This window comes from Achromobacter xylosoxidans (assembly GCF_014490035.1).
Taxonomy (GTDB): Bacteria; Pseudomonadota; Gammaproteobacteria; order Burkholderiales; family Burkholderiaceae_B; genus Achromobacter; species Achromobacter bronchisepticus_A.
Window position 1 is genome coordinate 4901245 of the sequence record NZ_CP061008.1, and the last position, 17113, is coordinate 4918357.

The window sequence follows — 17113 nt, forward strand, 5'->3', positions numbered from 1 at the left end:
CGTTCAGACATGGCGGCGGGTTTGCACCACGCGGAAACGGTTGGACACGAAGGCCGAATCCGACAGCGCGGCGTTGGCGGCCGGGTTGGCGCCGGTGCCGTGGAAGTCGCTGAAGGCGGCGGTCTGGTTGACGAACACGCCGCCCGTCAGGTTCAGCGACAGCGACACGCCCGAGACTTCCGCCGCGTCCTGCACCTGGTCGGCGACGGCGTCGCTGGTGGTGTAGGCCGACAGCGACAGCGCGCCATGCTTGATCACGCTGTCGCGCGCCAGCTGGATGCTGTGGGTGGTGGAGTCGGTGGCGACCACGAAGGCGATCGGACCGAACCATTCCTGGCTGATGGCGGCGTTGCCGGCTTCCGTGCGCAGCAGGAGCGGCGTGCGGACGCGGGCGTTCTCGAACTGCGGGTGCGTCAGCGCCTTGCTGTCGGCCACCACCGGCAGGCCCAGCGCGCGGGCCTTCTCGATGCGCTCGACGATGCCTTCGTTCTGGATCGCGCCGGTCAATTCGACGGCCTTGGCCGCATCGGCGCCGACCTTCTCGACCGCGGCGCCCAGGGCGGCGGCGACCTCGTCGAAGCTGACGCGGCCTTCCGGCGTCTGGATGCCGTCGCGCGGCACGTAGATGTTCTGCGGCGCGGTGCACATCTGGCCCGAATACAGGGCCAGCGAGAACGCCAGGTTGCGGGCCACGCCCTTCAGGTCGTCGGTGGAGTCGATGATGACCTGGTTGACGCCGGCCTTCTCGGTGTAGACCAGCGCCTGGCGGGCGTTGTTCTCCAGCCAGTCGCCATTGGCGGTGCTGCCGGTGAAGTCGACGATCTTGACGGCCGGGTCCAGCGCCAGCTTCTGCGCGGTGTCATCGCCGGCTGCATGCGCGGCCAGCAGGACGACGTCCGGATCGAAGCCCGCTTCCTGCAGCACTTCGCGCGCCACCTTCACGGTGATGGCCAGGGGCAGGATGGCGCCGGGGTGCGGCTTGACGATGACGGTGTTGCCGGTGGCCAGGCTGGCGAACAGGCCGGGGTAGCCGTTCCAGGTCGGGAAGGTGGAGCAGCCGATCACCAGCGCGACGCCGCGCGGCACCACGGTGAACTGCTTTTCCATGCGGATCGGGTCATTCTTGCCTTGCGGCTTTTCCCAGACGGCGACGCCGGGGATGCGCGACATTTCCTGCCAGGCGTAGGTCACGGCTTCGAAGCCGCGGTCCTGCGCGTGCGGGCCGCCGGCCTGGAAGGCCATCATGAAGCCCTGGCCGGTGGTGTGCTGGACCGCGTAGGCGATCTCGAAGCTGCGCTTGTTCAGGCGGGCCAGGATTTCCAGCGACACGCCCACCCAGGCGCGCGGGCCGGCGCGGCGCCAGTCTTCCAGCGCGCGCTTGGAAGCGGCGATCAGCTTGTCGGCGGGGACGTGCGGATAGGTGATGCCCAGGTCGAAGCCGAACGGCGATTTTTCGCCGCCCACGGTACCGTCGGCGTCGTGCAGGTTCAGCGGGAAAGGCTTGCCTTGCAGCGCCTCAAAGGCCGCGCGGCCCTCGTCGTTGGCGGTTTCGCCATAGTTGCGGGGGCTGGGCGACTCGGCAAAGGGGCTCCAGTAGCCGCGCAGGGAGGCGGCGGCCATGGCTTGTTCCAGCAGGGGCTGATGGCGTTCGAAGAATTGTTGGGACACTGCGTCTCTCCAAATGGATATGGTTTTATCTGCCTGGCGCGGGCCGGGTCAGGTTTCCTGGTCGAAGTCGATGACCAGGCGGTCGCTGACCGGAAAGCTCTGGCAGCTCAGGATGAACCCGCGCGCCACTTCGTAGTCTTCCAGGGCGAAGTTGGCGTCCATGTCCACCTCGCCTTCGATGACCTTGCAGCGGCAGGTGGAACACACCCCGCCCTTGCACGAATACGGCAGTTCGATACCTTGCGCCAGCGCCGAATCCAGCACGCTGTCTTTATTCTTTTCAATCACGAACATACGGCTGTGGCCGTCCTGCACCACGGTCACCTCGCACTGGCCCTTGCCGGGCGCCTGGCGGGCGTCCTGGCCGGTGCGCAATGCGCGCGGCCCCTTGGGCGCGCCGAAGAGTTCGAACTTGATGTTCGACTTCGGAATGCCGCGGGCCTGCAGCCGCTCGACCACGCTTTCGGTCATGGTCTGCGGACCACAGACAAAAGCGTAATCGATATCCTCGGGACTCATCCAGGCCGACATCAGCTGGTCGACCTTGTCGCCGTCCAGGCGGCCGTTGAAGAGTTCGATGTCCTGGGTCTCGCGGCTCATGATGTAGACCAGCGAGAAGCGCTCCATGTAGAGGTTCTTCAGGTCTTCGATCTCTTCGCGGAACAGCACCGCGGACGAGGCGCGGTTGCCGAAGAACAGCGTGAACTTGCTGTTGGGCTCGGTCGACAGCGCGGTCTTGACCAGGGAGAACACCGGCGTGATGCCGCTGCCTACGGCAAACGCCACATAGTGGCGCTTGTTCTCGGGGGAAAAATCGACGGTGAAGTTGCCGGCCGGTGCCATGACTTCCAGGGTCTGGCCGGGCTGCAGCTCATGGTTGGCCCAGCTGGAGAAGACGCCCTCGTCCACCTTCTTGATGGCCACGCGCAGCAGCTTGTCGTCGGGCGCGGAACAGATGGAATAGGAGCGGCGCTGTTCCTGGCCGTTGAGCTCGGTGCGCAACGTCAGGTACTGGCCCGGCTGGAAGGCGAACTCTTGCGCCAGCGTCTCGGGCAGGTCGAAGGTCACGACCACGGCGTCGCGCGTGTTGCGCGCCACCGAAGCCACCGTCAAGGAATGGAATTGGTTCTGGCTCATTGCGAAACCGCTCTCAGTGAGTCTTGAAATAATCGAAGGGTTCGCGGCAAGACACGCAGCGATACAGCGCCTTGCACGACGTGGACCCGAAGTTGCTGACCAGGCGCGTGTCTTTCGAGCCGCAGCGCGGGCAGGCGATGGCGGGGCCGGCCGCACGCCGGCTGATGCCCGAGATGTCGACGGCGCGTTCGGCGGGCGCGGCGATGCCATAGCCCTTGAGCGCCTCGCGTCCCTTCTCGCTCATCCAGTCTGTGGTCCAGGCTGGCGCCAGGCGGGTTTCCACGCGGACCTCGGCGATGCCGTGGCGGGCCAGCGTCTGCTGGATATCCTGCGTGATCTCGCGCATGGCCGGACAGCCGGAGTACGTGGGCGTGATGACCACGACACAGGCCTCGCCGTCCCAGGACACGTCCCGCACCACGCCCAGATCCACCACGGACAGCACGGGGATCTCCGGATCGGGGACCTCCTGCAGCCAGGCGTAGACCTGGTCGGCGGAAACGGGCGCCAGCGCGTTCACCAGGTGGCTCCCGGATAGGCGCGCGGCAGGAACTGCATTTCGGCGAGCACGTAGCCCAGTTCCTCGGTGTGCTTGCCCTGGCGTCCGCCGCGGTGCGCCAGATGGTTGGCGGCGGCTTCGTCGGGCACGGTCAGCGTGGCTTCTTCCAGCACTTCGCGCACGTGCGCCAGCCAGGGCTCGCGCAAGGCCGACAGCTCGCAGCCGATGCCGCGGGCGGCGACGTCCAGGTCCACGGCGTCGTCGGCGAACAGTTCGCCGGTGAAACGCCACGCGTCATCGATGGCCGCCTGCATCTTGGCATGGCTTTCCGCCGTGCCGTCGCCCAGGCGCACCACCATATCCGAGGAACGGCGCACGTGGTAGGTCACTTCCTTGATGGCCTTGGCCGCGATGCCGGCGACGCGTTCGTCGCTCGACTTTTCCAGGCGCTGCAGCAGGAAGTAGTGCCAGACGTCGAACAGGAACTGGCGCGCCATGGTGTCGGCGTAGTTGCCGTTGGGGCGTTCGGCCAGCAACACGTTGTGGAACTGGTGCGCGTCGCGCAGGTAGGCCAGCGCGTCTTCGTCGCGTCCGGCGCCTTCGACCTCGCCCGCCAGCGTCAGCCACATGCGGGCCTGGCCCAGCAGGTCGAGCGCGGTATTGGTCAATGCCAGGTCTTCTTCCAGGATCGGGCCGTGGCCGGTCCAGGCGCCCAGACGCTGCGACAGGATGAGCGAGGAATCGCCCAGGCGCAGCAGGTATTCAAACAGAGTCTTGTCCATGTCTCCCCCGCCGTCTTACATGTGCTTGATTTCTTCGGGCATCGGGAAGAACGTGGGATGCCGGTAGACCTTGCTGTTGGCCGGTTCGAACAGCGGATCCTTGTCGCCGGGGCTGCTGGCCGAAATGTCGGAGGCGCGCACCACCCAGATGCTCAGGCCTTCGTTGCGGCGCGTGTAGACGTCGCGGGCGTGGTTGATCGCCATTTCGGCGTCGGGCGCGTGCAGGCTGCCGACGTGCTTGTGCGCCAGGCCGTGCTGGCTGCGGATGAACACTTCCCACAGGGGCCAGTCTTTGCTCATGATGGATGTCCTTGAATGCCGGGCGCGCGCGGCGCGCCCTGATCTGCAATGGTTAAAAGAGTGAGTCCGGAAACCCAGCCACCGGAGCCGCAGCGCGGCCGCGCGGAGCCGGCTTTGCCGGTCCGCTGCGGCGCCCCCTTAAGGGGGAAGCGCGCAGCGCTTCGGGGGTGGGTTTCATCACGCGGCTTTGCGCTCTGCCTGCTTGTCGGCGTAGGCGACCAATGCGTCGCGCACCCAGGCGCCGTCCTCGTGCGCCTTGACGCGCGCGGCCAGGCGTTCGCGGTTGCAGGGGCCGTTGCCCTTGAGCACCGCGTAGAACTCGGACCAATCGATTTCGCCGAAATCGTAGTGGCCGCGCTCGGCGTTCCACTTCAGATCGGGATCCGGCACCGTCAGGCCCAGGTATTCGGCCTGCGGCACGGTCTGGTCCACCATTTTCTGGCGCAGTTCGTCGTTGGAGAAGAGCTTGATCTTCCAGGCCATGGACTGGGCGCTGTTGGGCGAGTCGGCATCCGAAGGACCGAACATCATCAGCGCCGGCCACCACCAGCGGTTCAGCGAGTCCTGCACCATCGCCTTCTGCTCGGGCGTGCCGTGCAGGCACATCTGCATCAGCAGGTCGTAGCCCTGGCGCTGGTGGAAGGACTCTTCCTTACAGACGCGCACCATGGCCCGCGCATAGGGGCCGTAGGAACAGCGGCACAGCGGGATCTGGTTGATGATGGCCGAGCCGTCGACCAGCCAGCCGATCATGCCGATGTCGGCCCAGCTGAGCGTGGGGTAATTGAAGATGCTGGAGTACTTGGCGCGGCCGGCGTGCAGATCGTCGATCAGGTCGTCGCGCGACACGCCCAGGGTTTCCGCGGCGCTGTACAGGTAGAGGCCATGGCCGGCTTCGTCCTGGACCTTGGCCAGCAGGATGGCCTTGCGCTTGAGCGAAGGCGCGCGGGTGATCCAGTTGCCTTCGGGCAGCATGCCCACGATTTCAGAGTGCGCGTGCTGGGAAATCTGGCGCACCAGCGTCTTGCGGTAGGCGTCCGGCATCCAGTCCTTGGCCTCGATGCGGACGCCGTCGTCGATCCGGCGTTGGAACGTCTGTTCCCGGCCTTCGAGCTGGTCCGCGGTCTTGACCTGCTTGACGCCGGTTTCGACGAGTTGAGCGTACATGTCTGTCTCCTTGAAGACGGTTTGCGAAAACGCAAAGCAAACGTTCCGCAGTGCCGTCATGTCATAGGCGGATTATTTAATACAAAAAATTCATTGTCAAACTCAAATCTGTATCACATTGGATTTATGTATCATATTGCGGATCCCGATATCGGCCGCCCCGCCCCCCTCTAATGGCAAACCCTCAGTCGCCCCTGGACCGCTTTCTGTCACGCCTGATCAAGAACGATCCGCCGCGCGCAAAATCGCTCTGCGTCAGCCTGCTCGGGGACGCATTGGCGCCGCACGGCGGCGCCATCTGGCTGGGCGACCTGATCGAGCTGCTGGCCCCGCTAGGCATCAATGAACGCCTGCTGCGCACCAGCGTGTTCCGCCTGGTGGCGCAGAACTGGCTGCAATCCGAACGCCACGGACGGCGCAGCCTCTACCTGATTTCCGAGCAGGGCCTGCGCCACACCGCGCATGCCTCCCAGCGCATCTATGTCGGCCCGCCCCAGGAATGGAACGGCGAGTGGACGCTGGTCGCCCTGCCGCGCACCGGCAACGGGCTGGCCGAGCGCGCCGAGTTGCGCCGGGAGCTGGTCTGGGAGGGCTTCGGCATGATCGCGCCCGGGCTGTTTGCCCACCCGCACACCGAGGCGAGCGCCGCGCACGACATCCTGGAAAAGCTGGGCATCCCCGACCGCGCCCTGGTGCTGTCGGCGCGCGACCTGGCCGGCGCCGGCGGTCTGCCGATAGCCAGCCTGGCCTCGCAATGCTGGAACCTGGACGAGCTGGCCGAGCAGTACCGCCAGTTCGCCAAGAATTTCGGTCCGCTGGAAAAGCTGCTGGAAACCCCGCCCGCGCCTGCCGAGGCGTTCATCGTGCGCGTCATGCTGCTGCACAGCTGGCGCCGGATCGTGCTGCACGATCCGCAACTGCCGGGTCCCATGCTGCCCGACGACTGGCCCGGCAATGCTGCCCGCGAGATCTGCGGCCGCATCTACTGGCAGGTGTTCGACGCGTCGGAAGCGCATCTGGATGCGCTGGCCGGCCGCGACAACGAGCGCTACGCGCCGCTGGCAGCCGACATCGCCTCGCGCTTCGGCGGCAAGCCCGCGTAAGACGAATCCTTCGGGTCAGGCCGCCGGGGCGATGGTCACGCCCAGCGTGTCCACTGCCGACACGCCGCAGGCGTCGCGTCCCGGCCCCGGCAGTTCCAGCCCCCTCGCCCGGCCGATGAAAGACAGGGTCCAGCGCGCCCGGATCGGCCGCCCCAGGGCCTCGCCGCTATCGGCGTCGATGCCGCTGGGCACGTCCAGCGCCAGCACCGGCACGTTCCAGGCGTTGACCGTGTCCACCAGCGCCTGCCAGTCCGCGCCCAGCGGGCGATTCAAGCCGATGCCGAACAGGCCGTCGATGACCAGTTCCGGCACGAAGCCCGGCTGCAGCGCTGACCAGGTTTCACCGCCCGCGGCCTGCCAGCCGGCATAAGCGCGGGCGGCATCGGGCGGCAGGCGCTGCGCCCCCGATGGCAGCAGCACGCGCACGTCATGCCCCATGGCGCGCAGGCCGGCCGCGGCTTCCAGCGCATCGCCGCCATTGTTTCCAGGCCCCGCCAGCGCCAACACCACCGTCCCCGGCCGGATCCGCGCTGCCGCGTAACGGGCCGCGGCCGCCCCCGCCAGGGGCATCAAGCTTCTGCCGGCGGCCAGGGCCTGGCGTTCGGCGTCGCGGATGCTGGCGACTGAGTATGAGAATGGCATGGCCTATTTATGCGTGAAATTAACGCATTGCGTGAAAATTTACCCGCAGATCGGGAGGAATTGCGCCACTGGCCCCGCGAATTCGCGGGATTTTCGCTTCCTGCCAGTTGGCACGCATCTTGCGTTGTAGTCATTGCCGGTACGAGCGAGACCGGACGACTCAACTGAAGAGACTACACCCATGCGTTCCATGAGCATCATCTGCCCGAACGGGCACTTAGGATTCGCCCCCTTGCGCACCGAGAGCTTCCAGCTCGGCGTCGCCGCCGGGCCGGACTGCATCGCCGCCGACTCGGGCAGCGACGACGTGGGTCCCGTGCCGCTGGGCTCCGATACTTCCACCAGCCCGCAAGCCTGGCAGCGCCACGACCTGGAACAGATGCTGCTGGCCGCGCGCAAGCTGGGTGTGCCCATGGTCATCGGCTCGGCCGGCGACACCGGCTCCAACAGCCGCGTCGACCTGTATGTGCGCCTGATCAAGGAAATCGCCGCCGAGCACAAGCTGGCGCCGTTCAAGATCGGCTACTTCTATTCCGAAGTCGACAAGGAGCGCGTGCGCCGCGCGCTGCGCGCGGGCCAGCAGGTGGCGGGCCTGGACGGCTACGCCGACCTGACCGAGGCCGAGCTGGATGCCAGCGACCGCATCGTGGCCGTGGCCGGCGTGCATCCCTACATCAAGCTGCTGGAAGCCGGCGCGGACGTGGTCATCGGCGGCCGCAGCTCGGACGCCGCCGTGTTCGCCGCCCCGGCCCTGCACCAGGGCTACGATGCCGACCGCGCCTATTACCTGGGCAAGGTGCTGGAGTGCGCCTCGTTCTGCGCCGAGCCCTACGGCGGCAAGGAAACCGTGATGGGCGAGATCTCGGCGGAGGACGTGCGCGTCACCGCCATGCATCCCGACCAGCGCTGCACCATCGCATCAGTCGCGGGCCACGCGATGTACGAGCGCTCCAATCCGTACGAAGAATTCTTCGCCGGCGGCCGGCTCGACATGGCCGAATGCCGCTACGAGCAGCTGAGCGAAAAGACCACCCGCATCACCGGCTCGCGCTTCGAGCCCGCCGCCCAGGTGCGCGTGAAGCTCGAAGGCTCCGGCAAGGTCGGCGAACGCTACATGGGGCTTTGCGGCATACGCGATCCCTACACCATCGCCAATGTGGACCGCGTCATCGCCTGGGCGCGCGACAAGGTGCGCGAACGCTTCGGCGACTCGGGCTACGAGCTGCACTACAAGGTCTACGGGCGCGACGGCGTCATGGGCGACCTGGAGCCGCTGCGCGACCAGCCCGGCCATGAGCTGTGCGTCATGGTCCAGGGCGTGGCGCCGACCGCCGAAATGGCCGAGGAGCTGACGCTCACGGGCCTGCGCCAGATGTTCTACGCCCGCCTGCCCGACGTGAAAGGCACGGCCGGCTCGGTATCGTTTCCGCTGGACGAAGTGGTGCGCACCAGCGCCGCCTACCGTTGGACCCTGAACCACACGCTGCCGGTCGAAGACGCCGGCGAACTCTTCCCGACCCACCTCACCGAGGCTGGCGCCTGAGCCGGCAAGACCATGAGCACCCAGAAACTCAGCACCCTGGCCAAGACCATCCGCAGCAAGAACGCGGGCGTGAACAAGATCACCTTCGACATCATCTTCCGCGAGCCGGCGACCTACGAGGCGGTCAAGCGCTCCGGCGCGCTGACGCGCGCCAGCATGGCCGCCCTGTACCGCATCGACGACAGCCGCATATCGGACTTCGTGCATTACGATCCCGGCCTGGCCATCAAGTTCACGATCTACCGGCTGGCTCCCAGCGGGTCCGCGGGCGACGGCGACATCTTCGGCGCGCAGCAGTATGCGCCGCTGCTGGACGTCGCAGTTCCCATGCCGGACTGAACGCCGCGGGCGCCGCGTCCGGCGCCCGCTCCAACCTCCGCTCTCCTAGAGAATCGATCATGAAAGCGCTAATGCAAACAACGTTGTTCCTGGCGGCATCCCTGCTGGCCGGCGCGGCAGCGGCCCAGACGGAAGTGCCCAAGCAGGTCAAGATCGTAGTGCCGTTCACCGCCGGCGCCAGCAATGACGCGATCGCCCGCGCGATCGCGCCGCAACTCGCGGCCCGCCTCGGCAACACGGTGATCGTGGAAAACCGCGGCGGCGCGGCCGGCGCGATCGGTTCCGAGTACGTGGCCCGCTCGGCCAAGGACGGCTCGGTGCTGCTCCTGACCTCGTCGACCTTCCTGACCACCGCCGCCACCCAGCCGCACCTGCCCTACGACCCGCTGAAGCAGTTCGCGCCGGTGGCGATGATAGGACAGGGTCCGCTGGTCATCGCCGCCTCGACGCAGACGCCCTACACCTCGTTGAAGCAGCTGCTGGAAGCGGCGCGCAGCAAGCCGGGCGCCCTGAACTACGGCAGCGCCGGCGTCGGCTCGCTGGCGCACCTGGCCACCGTCATGCTGGACGACGCCGCGGGTACGGACATGACCCACGTCCCCTATAAGGGCGCGGCCAACGCCGCCTCCGACCTGGCCGGCGGGCTGATCCACGTCATGCTGTCCAACTACAGCACGCTGGCCCCCGTGGTGCAGGGCAAGAAGGTCAAGCTGCTGGCCACCACGGCGCAAGCGCCCTCCGCGGCGTTCCCCGACCTGCCGCCGGCCGCGCAGGCGCTGCCGGGGTATTCGGTGCAGATCTGGGTGGGCGTGTTCGCGCCAGCGGGCACGCCGCAGCCTTATATCGACAAGCTCAACGCCGCGCTCGTCGAGATTTCGGCGTCGCCCGAAATGAAGGCCTTGCTGGATCTGGACGGCACCGTGCCGTCGCGCATGGACAGCGCCGAATTCGGCACGCGCGTGCGCGAGGAACTGGCCCTGTGGCAAGGCATTGCGCGCAAGCACAACATCAGCGCGGAATAGCTTTTAACCGTCCAGCCCCAGCTTGAGCATCTGGTGGCGCAGGGCGTGCCGCGTGAGTCCCAGGGACTCGGCGGCGCGCCCCAGGTTGCCGTCCTGGGCCTGCAAGGCCGCGCGGATCAGGCCGCGCTGGAACTGCGCGGATAGTTCGGCATAGGTGCCGGCAGCGGCAGGCGAAGCCGCCGGCGCGGGCTTGCCGGCTTCGCGCAGGATGCGCTGCGGCAGGTGCCGCGCCAGCACCGTGTCGCCGTCTTCCAGGATGCAGATCCGTTCCAGCAGATTGCCGAGTTCGCGCACATTGCCCGGCCAGGCGTAGGCCTTGAAAATGCGCCGCACGTCGGGATCGATGACGGTAAAACGGCTGCCGTGGGTGGCGTTGTAGCGTTCCAGGAAACGCTGCGCCAGCACGATGACGTCATCGCCGCGCTCGCGCAGCGGCGGCAGGTTGATCGACACCACCTGCAGGCGGTAATACAGGTCGTCGCGAAAGCGGCCGGCCTGCACTTCCCCCAGCAGGATCTTGTTGGTGGCGGCGATGAAACGCGCATCGACCGAAACCTCCTGGACCGCGCCGATGCGCCGGAAGCGCCGGCTGTCCAGCAAGGTCAGGATCTTGGCCTGCATGACCGGATCCAGCTCGCGGATCTCATCCAGGAACACGCTGCCGCCGTTGGCGGCTTCGAGCAGCCCGGTCTTGCGCGCCACCGCCCCGGTGAACGCACCGCGTTCATGGCCAAACAATTCGGATTCGAGCAGGTTGCCCGGAATGGCGGCGCAGTTGATCTCGGTATAGCCCTTGGCCGCGCGCGCCGACTGCGCATGCAGGTTGCGCGCTACCAGCCCCTTGCCCGTGCCGGTTTCGCCGTAGATGAGAACGATGCTGGCCTTGCTGCGCGCGACCCGGCCGACCAGATCGCGCAGCGCCGCCATCGACGGGTGCTCCCCGATGAGCGGCTCGCAGGCGGACGGGACGGCAGGCATGGCGAAAGACCGCTTACACCTTCAGGAAGTGTTCGCGGTAGTACTTGAGTTCGTCGATCGATTCGTAGATGTCAGCCAGCGCTTCGTGGCGGCTCTTCTTCTCGAATCCCTTGTAGACGGCCGGCGCCCAGCGGCGCGCCAGTTCCTTCAGCGTGCTCACGTCCAGGTTGCGGTAATGGAAGAACTGCTCCAGGCGCGGCATGTAAGCAAACATGAAGCGGCGGTCCTGGCTGATGGTGTTGCCGCAAAGCGGCGACTTGCCTGCCGGCACGTGCTGCGCCAGAAACGCCAGCAGCGTATCCTCGGCCTGCGCCTCGGAAATCGTCGACGCCTTGACCTTGTCGATCAGGCCGCTCTTGCCGTGGGTGGATTTGTTCCAGCTGTCCATGGCGTCGAGCAGGCTGTCGGGCTGGTGCACCACCAGCACGGGGCCTTCGGCCACGACGGTCAGGTCGGGTTCCGTCACCACCACGGCGACTTCGATGATGCGTTCTTTCTCAGGGTCCAGGCCGGTCATTTCCATGTCCAGCCAAACCAGGCGGTTTTCGTTCACAGCCATATAATTTGCCTATAAAACGTGCGATTTTCGCACATACCTACACTTGAGCACGCCACATCGCCCATGTTCACACTGCTGTTCGTTGCCTTCCTGCTGACCGATATCGCCGTGCGCCTGTGGCTGGCTACGCGCCAGATCCGCCACGTCGCGCGCAACCGCGACCAGGTGCCGTCTGAATTCTCCCACCGTATCGGCTTGGCCAGCCATCAGCGCGCGGCGGATTACACGGTGGCGCGGGTCAAGCTGGGCATGCTGGAACGCACCTACGACGCCATCCTGCTGGTGTGCCTGACGCTGATGGGCGGGCTGCAGCTCATCGACCTGATGGTGGCCCAGCTTACCAGCAACGACTTCCTGCGCCAGATGCTGCTGCTGGTCGTGGTGGCGCTGCTGCTGGGCCTGCTGGGCCTGCCTTTCACGCTGTGGCGGCAGTTCAAGCTGGAAGCGCGCTTCGGCTTCAACCGCATGACGCCCGGCCTGTTCATCGCCGACGCCGTCAAGGGCCTGCTGGTCGCGGCGGTGCTGGGCCTGCCGCTGGCGGCCGCGGTGCTATGGCTGATGGGCAGCGCGGGCGCCTACTGGTGGGTGTGGGCCTGGGCGCTATGGACCGCGTTCAACCTGGCGCTTCTGATCGTCTACCCGATGTTCATCGCTCCGCTCTTCAATAAATTCACGCCGCTATCCGATCCGGAACTGGCCGGCCGCATCCAGCGCCTGGCCCAGCGCTGCGGCTTCGCGCTCAACGGCCTGTTCGTGATGGACGGCTCGCGCCGCTCGGCCCACGGCAATGCCTATTTCACGGGTTTCGGCCGCTCGCGCCGCATCGTGTTCTTCGACACCCTGCTGGCGCGCCTGAACGGCGACGAGATCGAAGCCGTACTGGCGCATGAACTCGGTCACTTCGCCAAGCGCCACATCATCAAGCGCATCGTCTTCAGCTTCGCCGCCGCGCTGGCGTTCTTCGCCATCCTGGGCTGGATCTCGCAACAGCCCTGGTTCTACGTGGGACTGGGCGTCATGCCGCAACTGGGCGGGCGCAACGACGCCATGGCGCTGCTGCTGTTCTTCCTGGTCATCCCCGTCTTCACTTTCATGCTCACGCCCGTGGCCAGCTGGTACTCGCGCCGCGACGAGTTCGAAGCGGACCGCTACGCGGCCGAACAGAGCTCGCCGGAACGCCTGGTGTCCGCGCTGGTCAAACTTTACGACGACAACGCCGCCACCTTGACTCCCGACCCCGTGCACTCCGCCTTCTACGACAGCCATCCCCCCGCCGCCGTGCGCATCCGCCACCTGACGGCGGCCGCTGCATGACCGCGCCGTCCAACGAAGGCCGCATCATCGCCGCCCACGGGCGCCACTACACGGTGGAGCTCGCCGACGGCACGCTGCGCAAGTGCTTCCCGCGCGGCAAGAAGGCAGGCGCCGCCGTGGGCGACCGCGTGCGCATCACGCCCCAGGGCAAGGACGAAGGCGCCATCGACGCCATCCTGCCGCGGCGCAATCTGCTGTACCGCTCGGACGAAATGCGTTCCAAGCAGTTCGCCTCCAACGTCGACCAGTTGCTGATCGTCGTCGCCGTGCAGCCCACGTTTTCGGATGACCTGACCGGGCGCGCCCTGGCCGGCGCCTGGAGCGCGGACATCGCGCCCATCATCATCCTCAACAAGACCGACCTGTCCGACGAACTGCCGGCGGCGCGCGCGCGGCTGGCGCCGATTGCCGCGCTGGGTGTGGACGTGATCGAACTCAGCGCGCTGGAGCCCGAGAAAGTGCATACGCTGCTGGCGCCGCGCCTGGCCGGGCACACCAGCCTGCTGCTGGGCCAGAGCGGCATGGGCAAGTCCACGCTGCTCAACGCCCTGGTGCCGGACGCCGCCGCCCCCACCCGCGAACACTCCACGGCGCTGGACATGGGCAAGCACACCACCACCAGCACGCGGCTTTATCACCTGCCCGCTCCCGGCGGCGACCTGATCGACTCCCCGGGCTTCCAGGCCTTCGGCCTGCAGCACCTGAGCCGCGAGGACATCATCCGCGGCTTCCCGGAGTTCACCAAACCCATCGAACAGTGCCGTTTCTACAACTGCACCCACCGCCAGGAGCCTGGCTGCGGCGTGGTCGCGGCCCTGCAGGCGGGCGCGATCGACCCGGCGCGCTATGCCTTGTACCAGCGCATCCTGGAAGAGAACCTGGCGGGGCAACAACGCTACTAGCGTCTTGCCCCCTCGGCACTTGCGCCGGTGCCCGACGCTGACGTCTCCGAACGGTCCCGCAATGAATACGGCCCCTGTATGGGGCCGTATTCATTGGCGGCGCGAACCAGAAACCCGACAAGGCCGGCGCGCAACAAGGATCAACGGGGCGTGAAGCCGTGGCGCAGCAGATGGTAGAGGTTGCGCAACATGCCGGCGGTCGCGCCCCAGATGAAATGCTTGCCGTAAGGCATGCCGTAGTACTGGCGCACCCGGCCGTCGTCCAGGCGGGCTTCGTACAGCCTGTGATTGGCGGGGTCCATCAGGAAGGACAGCGGCACCTCGAACACTTCCGCCACCTCGAAGGCATCGGGGGCCAGGTCAAAGCCCGGACGCACCAGCGACACCACCGGAACGATGGAGAATCCCGTCGCCGTCAGATACGGCGGCATGCTGCCCAGCACTTCGACGTGGTTGGCGGGCAACCCGGTTTCTTCCTGCGCTTCACGCAAGGCCGCGGCCTCGGGCGTGGAATCGCTGGTTTCGATGCGCCCGCCCGGAAAGCTGATCTGGCCGGCATGGTCATGCAGGTGGGCGGCGCGCTGCGTCAGCATGATGTGGACGCCGTTGTCGCGCGTCACCAGCGGAATCAGCACCGCCGCCGGCACGGGCACGCCTTCGCGGCCCGGATAGCGCAGGTCGGTGTCGCGCGACAGCTCCAGCGTCCAGGTGGACGGCTGGCTGAGCGTGCCCCGCAACGAATCCGGGGTCAACAGGCTGGCGGGCACGGCCGGCAAGGACGCGTTGGCGACCACCCAGGGTTGCGTCGCCGGATCGAAGCCGGGACGCGCCAGCGGCCGCCGGGGCCGCGGAGAAGACGAGGAATCAGACATACGGCTCTGCAAAAGGCTCTGCAAAAAGAAAAAGGCACCCTCGCAGGTGCCTTTTTAACCCGGAAACCCGTGCCGAACGAAAACGCTGGATGGCGTGAGCGTCCGACACTGGTAGGGCCGTGTGCCGATAAGCGATCAAGCCGCCGAGGCTTGCTTGCTGACCAGCTTTTCCTTGATACGCGCCGACTTGCCCGAGCGGTTGCGCAGGTAGTACAGCTTGGCGCGGCGCACGTCGCCGCGGCGCTTGACTTCGATGCCGGCGATTTGCGGCGAGTACAGCTGGAACGTACGTTCCACGGCTTCACCCGACGAAATCTTGCGCACGGTGAACGCGGAGTTCAGGCCGCGGTTGCGCTTGGCGATCACGACGCCTTCGAAAGCCTGCACGCGCTTGCGGGTGCCTTCAACGACGTTCACGCTCACGATGACGGTGTCACCAGGAGCAAATTCAGGCTTGGCTTGACCGCCGGTCAGGCGGGCAATTTCTTCCTGTTCCAGGATAGCGATAAGGTTCATGAGAACTCCTAGATCATCATGTCTTTGCGGACTAAAACTTTTGCCGTTCGATGTTGTTCACGCGATTTCTGCAGGACTGCGCAGTATGCAGCCCACATCCGTCGCGTGTTGCACGGGCCATGGCGGTAAGGCCAGCCCCCGTTGCATGTGCCGCAAGCAGAGGATGAGATTTGGCAAACCAATGATTCTACACCAAAAATCGCTCCAGGCATCAGGTAACATGGCCCCGGTTCTCGCGGTTTGGAGTACCCTTCCGTCTTCTGTAACAAACACGTCATCTGACGCTGTTCCCTCATGTCGTATTCGTCCCTGATATTGGTCGTCCTGGCGGCAATGGCCCACGCCACGTGGAATCTGCTCGCCAAGCGCGCGGCCATGGTGGGCGCTCCCTTTGTCTTCGCCTATGGCCTGTGCGCTTCCGTGCTGTATGCGCCCTGGGTCATCTGGGTGCTGATGCATGACGGCATGACCTGGACCTGGCCCGTGGTCGGCGCCATCCTGACTTCCAGCCTGTTGCATCTGGGCTACAGCCTGTGCCTGCAGCGCGGCTATCAGGTAGCCGACCTGTCGGTCGTCTACCCCATCGCCCGAGGTACCGGCCCGCTGCTGTCCACTACCGGCGCCTTTTTGCTGCTGGGCGAACCCGCCACCAGCACCGGCATCATCGGCATGCTTTGCGTGGTGGGCGGCGTGCTGCTGATCGCGACCCAGGGCCGCCTGGCCATTTTCAAGCAGGCCCAGGCCTGGGTCGGCGTGCGCTGGGGCGTGGTGATCGGCCTGTTCATCGCGGCCTATACCGTCGTCGACGCCTATGGCGTGAAAGTGTTGTTGATCAGCCCGGTGCTGTTCGACTGGTTTACTTGCGTGACCCGCACGACCATGATGGCCCCCCACATGCTGCGCCGCCGCCCCCAGGCCTGGGAGGCCATGCGCGGGCACTGGCATCTGGCGTTGGCCGTGGGCCTGCTGTCGCCGTTGGGCTACATCCTGGTGCTGTATGCGCTGCGCAACGGCGCGCCGCTGAGCCTGGTCGCCCCTGCCCGGGAAATGTCGATGATGCTCGGCACCTTGGCCGGCATGTTCCTGCTGCGCGAAAAAGTCGGACCGGGCCGGCTGGCGGGTTGTATGGCCATCCTCGCGGGTGTCATTCTGCTCGGTTCAAGCTGACGAGCACCGCTCCTGGCCACTGCGGCTGGCGGGGCTGGCGCGTACCTACCGCTTACGCCCGGCCTGCCGGCTACCGCCGGGCATAGGGCCGCTCAGAATCCGGCGGCCGCGCCCAGCCACATCAGGCCGGGGATGATCGCCCCCCAGGCCAGCACCATTACCACATCGATCACCATGGCCTTCATGGTCACCTGCGCCGTTACGGGTTCCACCGTGGCGTTGCCCAGGCTGCGCTCGCGCGCGGCGGCAGGCGCGGCGGCAACCGCGGCCTCGACCGGCGCGACCGGCGCTGCGGGCGCGGACATCGGCGCGGCGACTGCCGGACCAGCCAGCGCCCCGGCTTCGGCGGGCGCGGGCGGGAACGGCCAGCGAGCCGGGGCGGAACCGGGCCGCGTGCGGCGGCGCGGTTCGACATCGGCTGCGGATGTATTCCAGGGCAGCGCCATGCCGGCGACCCTGGCGCACCAGGCGCGGGCGCGGTTCGTGCCGCGGCGCAGCGGGTTCAGGGTGACGACGAGTTCATCCGACAAGACGGAAATATCAGCGGTGTTCATGGGAACTCCTAGGAAAGACGGTCCAGCGCCAGGGCATAGCCCCCCGGCA

Annotated in this window: 19 protein-coding genes; 7 read left to right on the forward strand and 12 right to left on the reverse strand. The window is 66.6% G+C overall.

Annotated features, from left to right (window positions below; genetic code table 11):
• Positions 1–3 precede the first annotated feature (3 nt).
• The 6 genes from paaN to paaA form a co-directional block, all read right to left on the reverse strand.
• Positions 4–1668, reverse strand: a complete 1665-nt coding sequence (gene paaN / locus IAG39_RS22765; protein ID WP_059379298.1) for a phenylacetic acid degradation protein PaaN — start codon at positions 1666–1668, stop codon at positions 4–6.
• A gap of 48 nt (positions 1669–1716) precedes the next feature.
• Positions 1717–2805, reverse strand: a complete 1089-nt coding sequence (gene paaE / locus IAG39_RS22770; RefSeq protein ID WP_059379299.1) for a 1,2-phenylacetyl-CoA epoxidase subunit PaaE — start codon at positions 2803–2805, stop codon at positions 1717–1719.
• 13 nt (positions 2806–2818) lie between these two features.
• The gene (gene paaD, locus IAG39_RS22775; protein WP_059379300.1) at positions 2819–3325 is read right to left on the reverse strand and encodes a 1,2-phenylacetyl-CoA epoxidase subunit PaaD; all 507 of its coding nucleotides are present in this window, start codon (positions 3323–3325) and stop codon (positions 2819–2821) included.
• Entirely contained in the window at positions 3322–4086 is a 765-nt protein-coding gene (gene paaC / locus IAG39_RS22780; protein WP_059379301.1) for a 1,2-phenylacetyl-CoA epoxidase subunit PaaC, read from the reverse strand. Before paaC ends, paaD begins: the two co-directional genes overlap by 4 nt.
• 15 nt (positions 4087–4101) lie before the next feature.
• On the reverse strand, positions 4102–4386 hold the full coding sequence (paaB, locus tag IAG39_RS22785) for a 1,2-phenylacetyl-CoA epoxidase subunit PaaB (protein WP_006388300.1): 285 nt from the start codon (positions 4384–4386) through the stop codon (positions 4102–4104).
• 177 nt (positions 4387–4563) lie between these two features.
• Positions 4564–5553: a 1,2-phenylacetyl-CoA epoxidase subunit PaaA gene (gene paaA / locus IAG39_RS22790; protein ID WP_059379302.1), complete on the reverse strand. Its 990-nt coding sequence runs from the start codon at positions 5551–5553 to the stop codon at positions 4564–4566.
• 173 nt (positions 5554–5726) lie between these two features.
• Between paaA and paaX the strand changes: the two genes are divergently transcribed.
• Positions 5727–6656: a phenylacetic acid degradation operon negative regulatory protein PaaX gene (gene paaX / locus IAG39_RS22795; RefSeq protein WP_118934213.1), complete on the forward strand. Its 930-nt coding sequence runs from the start codon at positions 5727–5729 to the stop codon at positions 6654–6656.
• A 15-nt stretch (positions 6657–6671) separates the two neighbouring features.
• Here the strand turns inward: paaX and IAG39_RS22800 are convergent, their stop codons facing one another.
• Complete coding sequence (locus tag IAG39_RS22800) at positions 6672–7298, reverse strand: NAD(P)H-hydrate epimerase (protein WP_118934211.1); 627 nt, start codon at positions 7296–7298, stop codon at positions 6672–6674.
• 181 nt (positions 7299–7479) lie between these two features.
• On the opposite strand from IAG39_RS22800, the gene IAG39_RS22805 reads away from it, so the two are divergent.
• The 3 genes from IAG39_RS22805 to IAG39_RS22815 all read left to right on the forward strand — a co-directional run bounded on the left by IAG39_RS22805 (position 7480) and on the right by IAG39_RS22815 (position 10202).
• The gene (locus tag IAG39_RS22805; RefSeq protein WP_118934208.1) at positions 7480–8841 is read left to right on the forward strand and encodes an acyclic terpene utilization AtuA family protein; all 1362 of its coding nucleotides are present in this window, start codon (positions 7480–7482) and stop codon (positions 8839–8841) included.
• A 12-nt stretch (positions 8842–8853) separates the two neighbouring features.
• Positions 8854–9180 carry a DUF4387 domain-containing protein gene (locus IAG39_RS22810; protein ID WP_013392433.1) on the forward strand — a complete coding sequence of 109 codons (327 nt, stop codon included), beginning with the start codon at positions 8854–8856 and terminating at the stop codon, positions 9178–9180.
• A 71-nt stretch (positions 9181–9251) separates the two neighbouring features.
• Entirely contained in the window at positions 9252–10202 is a 951-nt protein-coding gene (locus IAG39_RS22815) for a tripartite tricarboxylate transporter substrate-binding protein (protein ID WP_223283478.1), read from the forward strand.
• 3 nt (positions 10203–10205) lie between these two features.
• Here the strand turns inward: IAG39_RS22815 and IAG39_RS22820 are convergent, their stop codons facing one another.
• Both IAG39_RS22820 and orn read right to left on the reverse strand, forming a co-directional pair.
• A complete protein-coding gene (locus IAG39_RS22820) occupies positions 10206–11180 on the reverse strand; it encodes a sigma-54 interaction domain-containing protein (RefSeq protein ID WP_118934204.1) in 975 nt (324 codons plus the stop codon).
• Between the two features lie 13 nt (positions 11181–11193).
• Complete coding sequence (gene orn / locus IAG39_RS22825) at positions 11194–11739, reverse strand: oligoribonuclease (RefSeq protein ID WP_042792554.1); 546 nt, start codon at positions 11737–11739, stop codon at positions 11194–11196.
• 63 nt (positions 11740–11802) lie between these two features.
• Here orn and IAG39_RS22830 point away from each other — a divergent pair, with 63 nt between their 5' ends.
• A complete protein-coding gene (locus tag IAG39_RS22830) occupies positions 11803–13053 on the forward strand; it encodes a M48 family metallopeptidase (RefSeq protein ID WP_059379308.1) in 1251 nt (416 codons plus the stop codon).
• Positions 13050–13955, forward strand: coding sequence for a ribosome small subunit-dependent GTPase A (rsgA, locus tag IAG39_RS22835; protein ID WP_118934202.1), 906 nt, complete (start codon positions 13050–13052; stop codon positions 13953–13955). Before IAG39_RS22830 ends, rsgA begins: the two co-directional genes overlap by 4 nt.
• A gap of 140 nt (positions 13956–14095) precedes the next feature.
• On the opposite strand, the gene IAG39_RS22840 is transcribed toward rsgA, so the two are convergent.
• Together IAG39_RS22840 and rplS are read right to left on the reverse strand one after the other, a co-directional pair.
• Complete coding sequence (locus IAG39_RS22840) at positions 14096–14827, reverse strand: CoA pyrophosphatase (RefSeq protein WP_059379310.1); 732 nt, start codon at positions 14825–14827, stop codon at positions 14096–14098.
• Positions 14828–14962: 135 nt separating this feature from the next.
• Complete coding sequence (gene rplS / locus IAG39_RS22845) at positions 14963–15343, reverse strand: 50S ribosomal protein L19 (protein WP_006218237.1); 381 nt, start codon at positions 15341–15343, stop codon at positions 14963–14965.
• Between the two features lie 294 nt (positions 15344–15637).
• On the opposite strand from rplS, the gene IAG39_RS22850 reads away from it, so the two are divergent.
• Positions 15638–16510 carry a DMT family transporter gene (locus tag IAG39_RS22850; RefSeq protein WP_059379311.1) on the forward strand — a complete coding sequence of 291 codons (873 nt, stop codon included), beginning with the start codon at positions 15638–15640 and terminating at the stop codon, positions 16508–16510.
• 92 nt (positions 16511–16602) lie between these two features.
• On the opposite strand, the gene IAG39_RS22855 is transcribed toward IAG39_RS22850, so the two are convergent.
• Positions 16603–17064, reverse strand: a complete 462-nt coding sequence (locus IAG39_RS22855; RefSeq protein WP_187774061.1) for a hypothetical protein — start codon at positions 17062–17064, stop codon at positions 16603–16605.
• Positions 17065–17113: the final 49 nt, after the last annotated feature.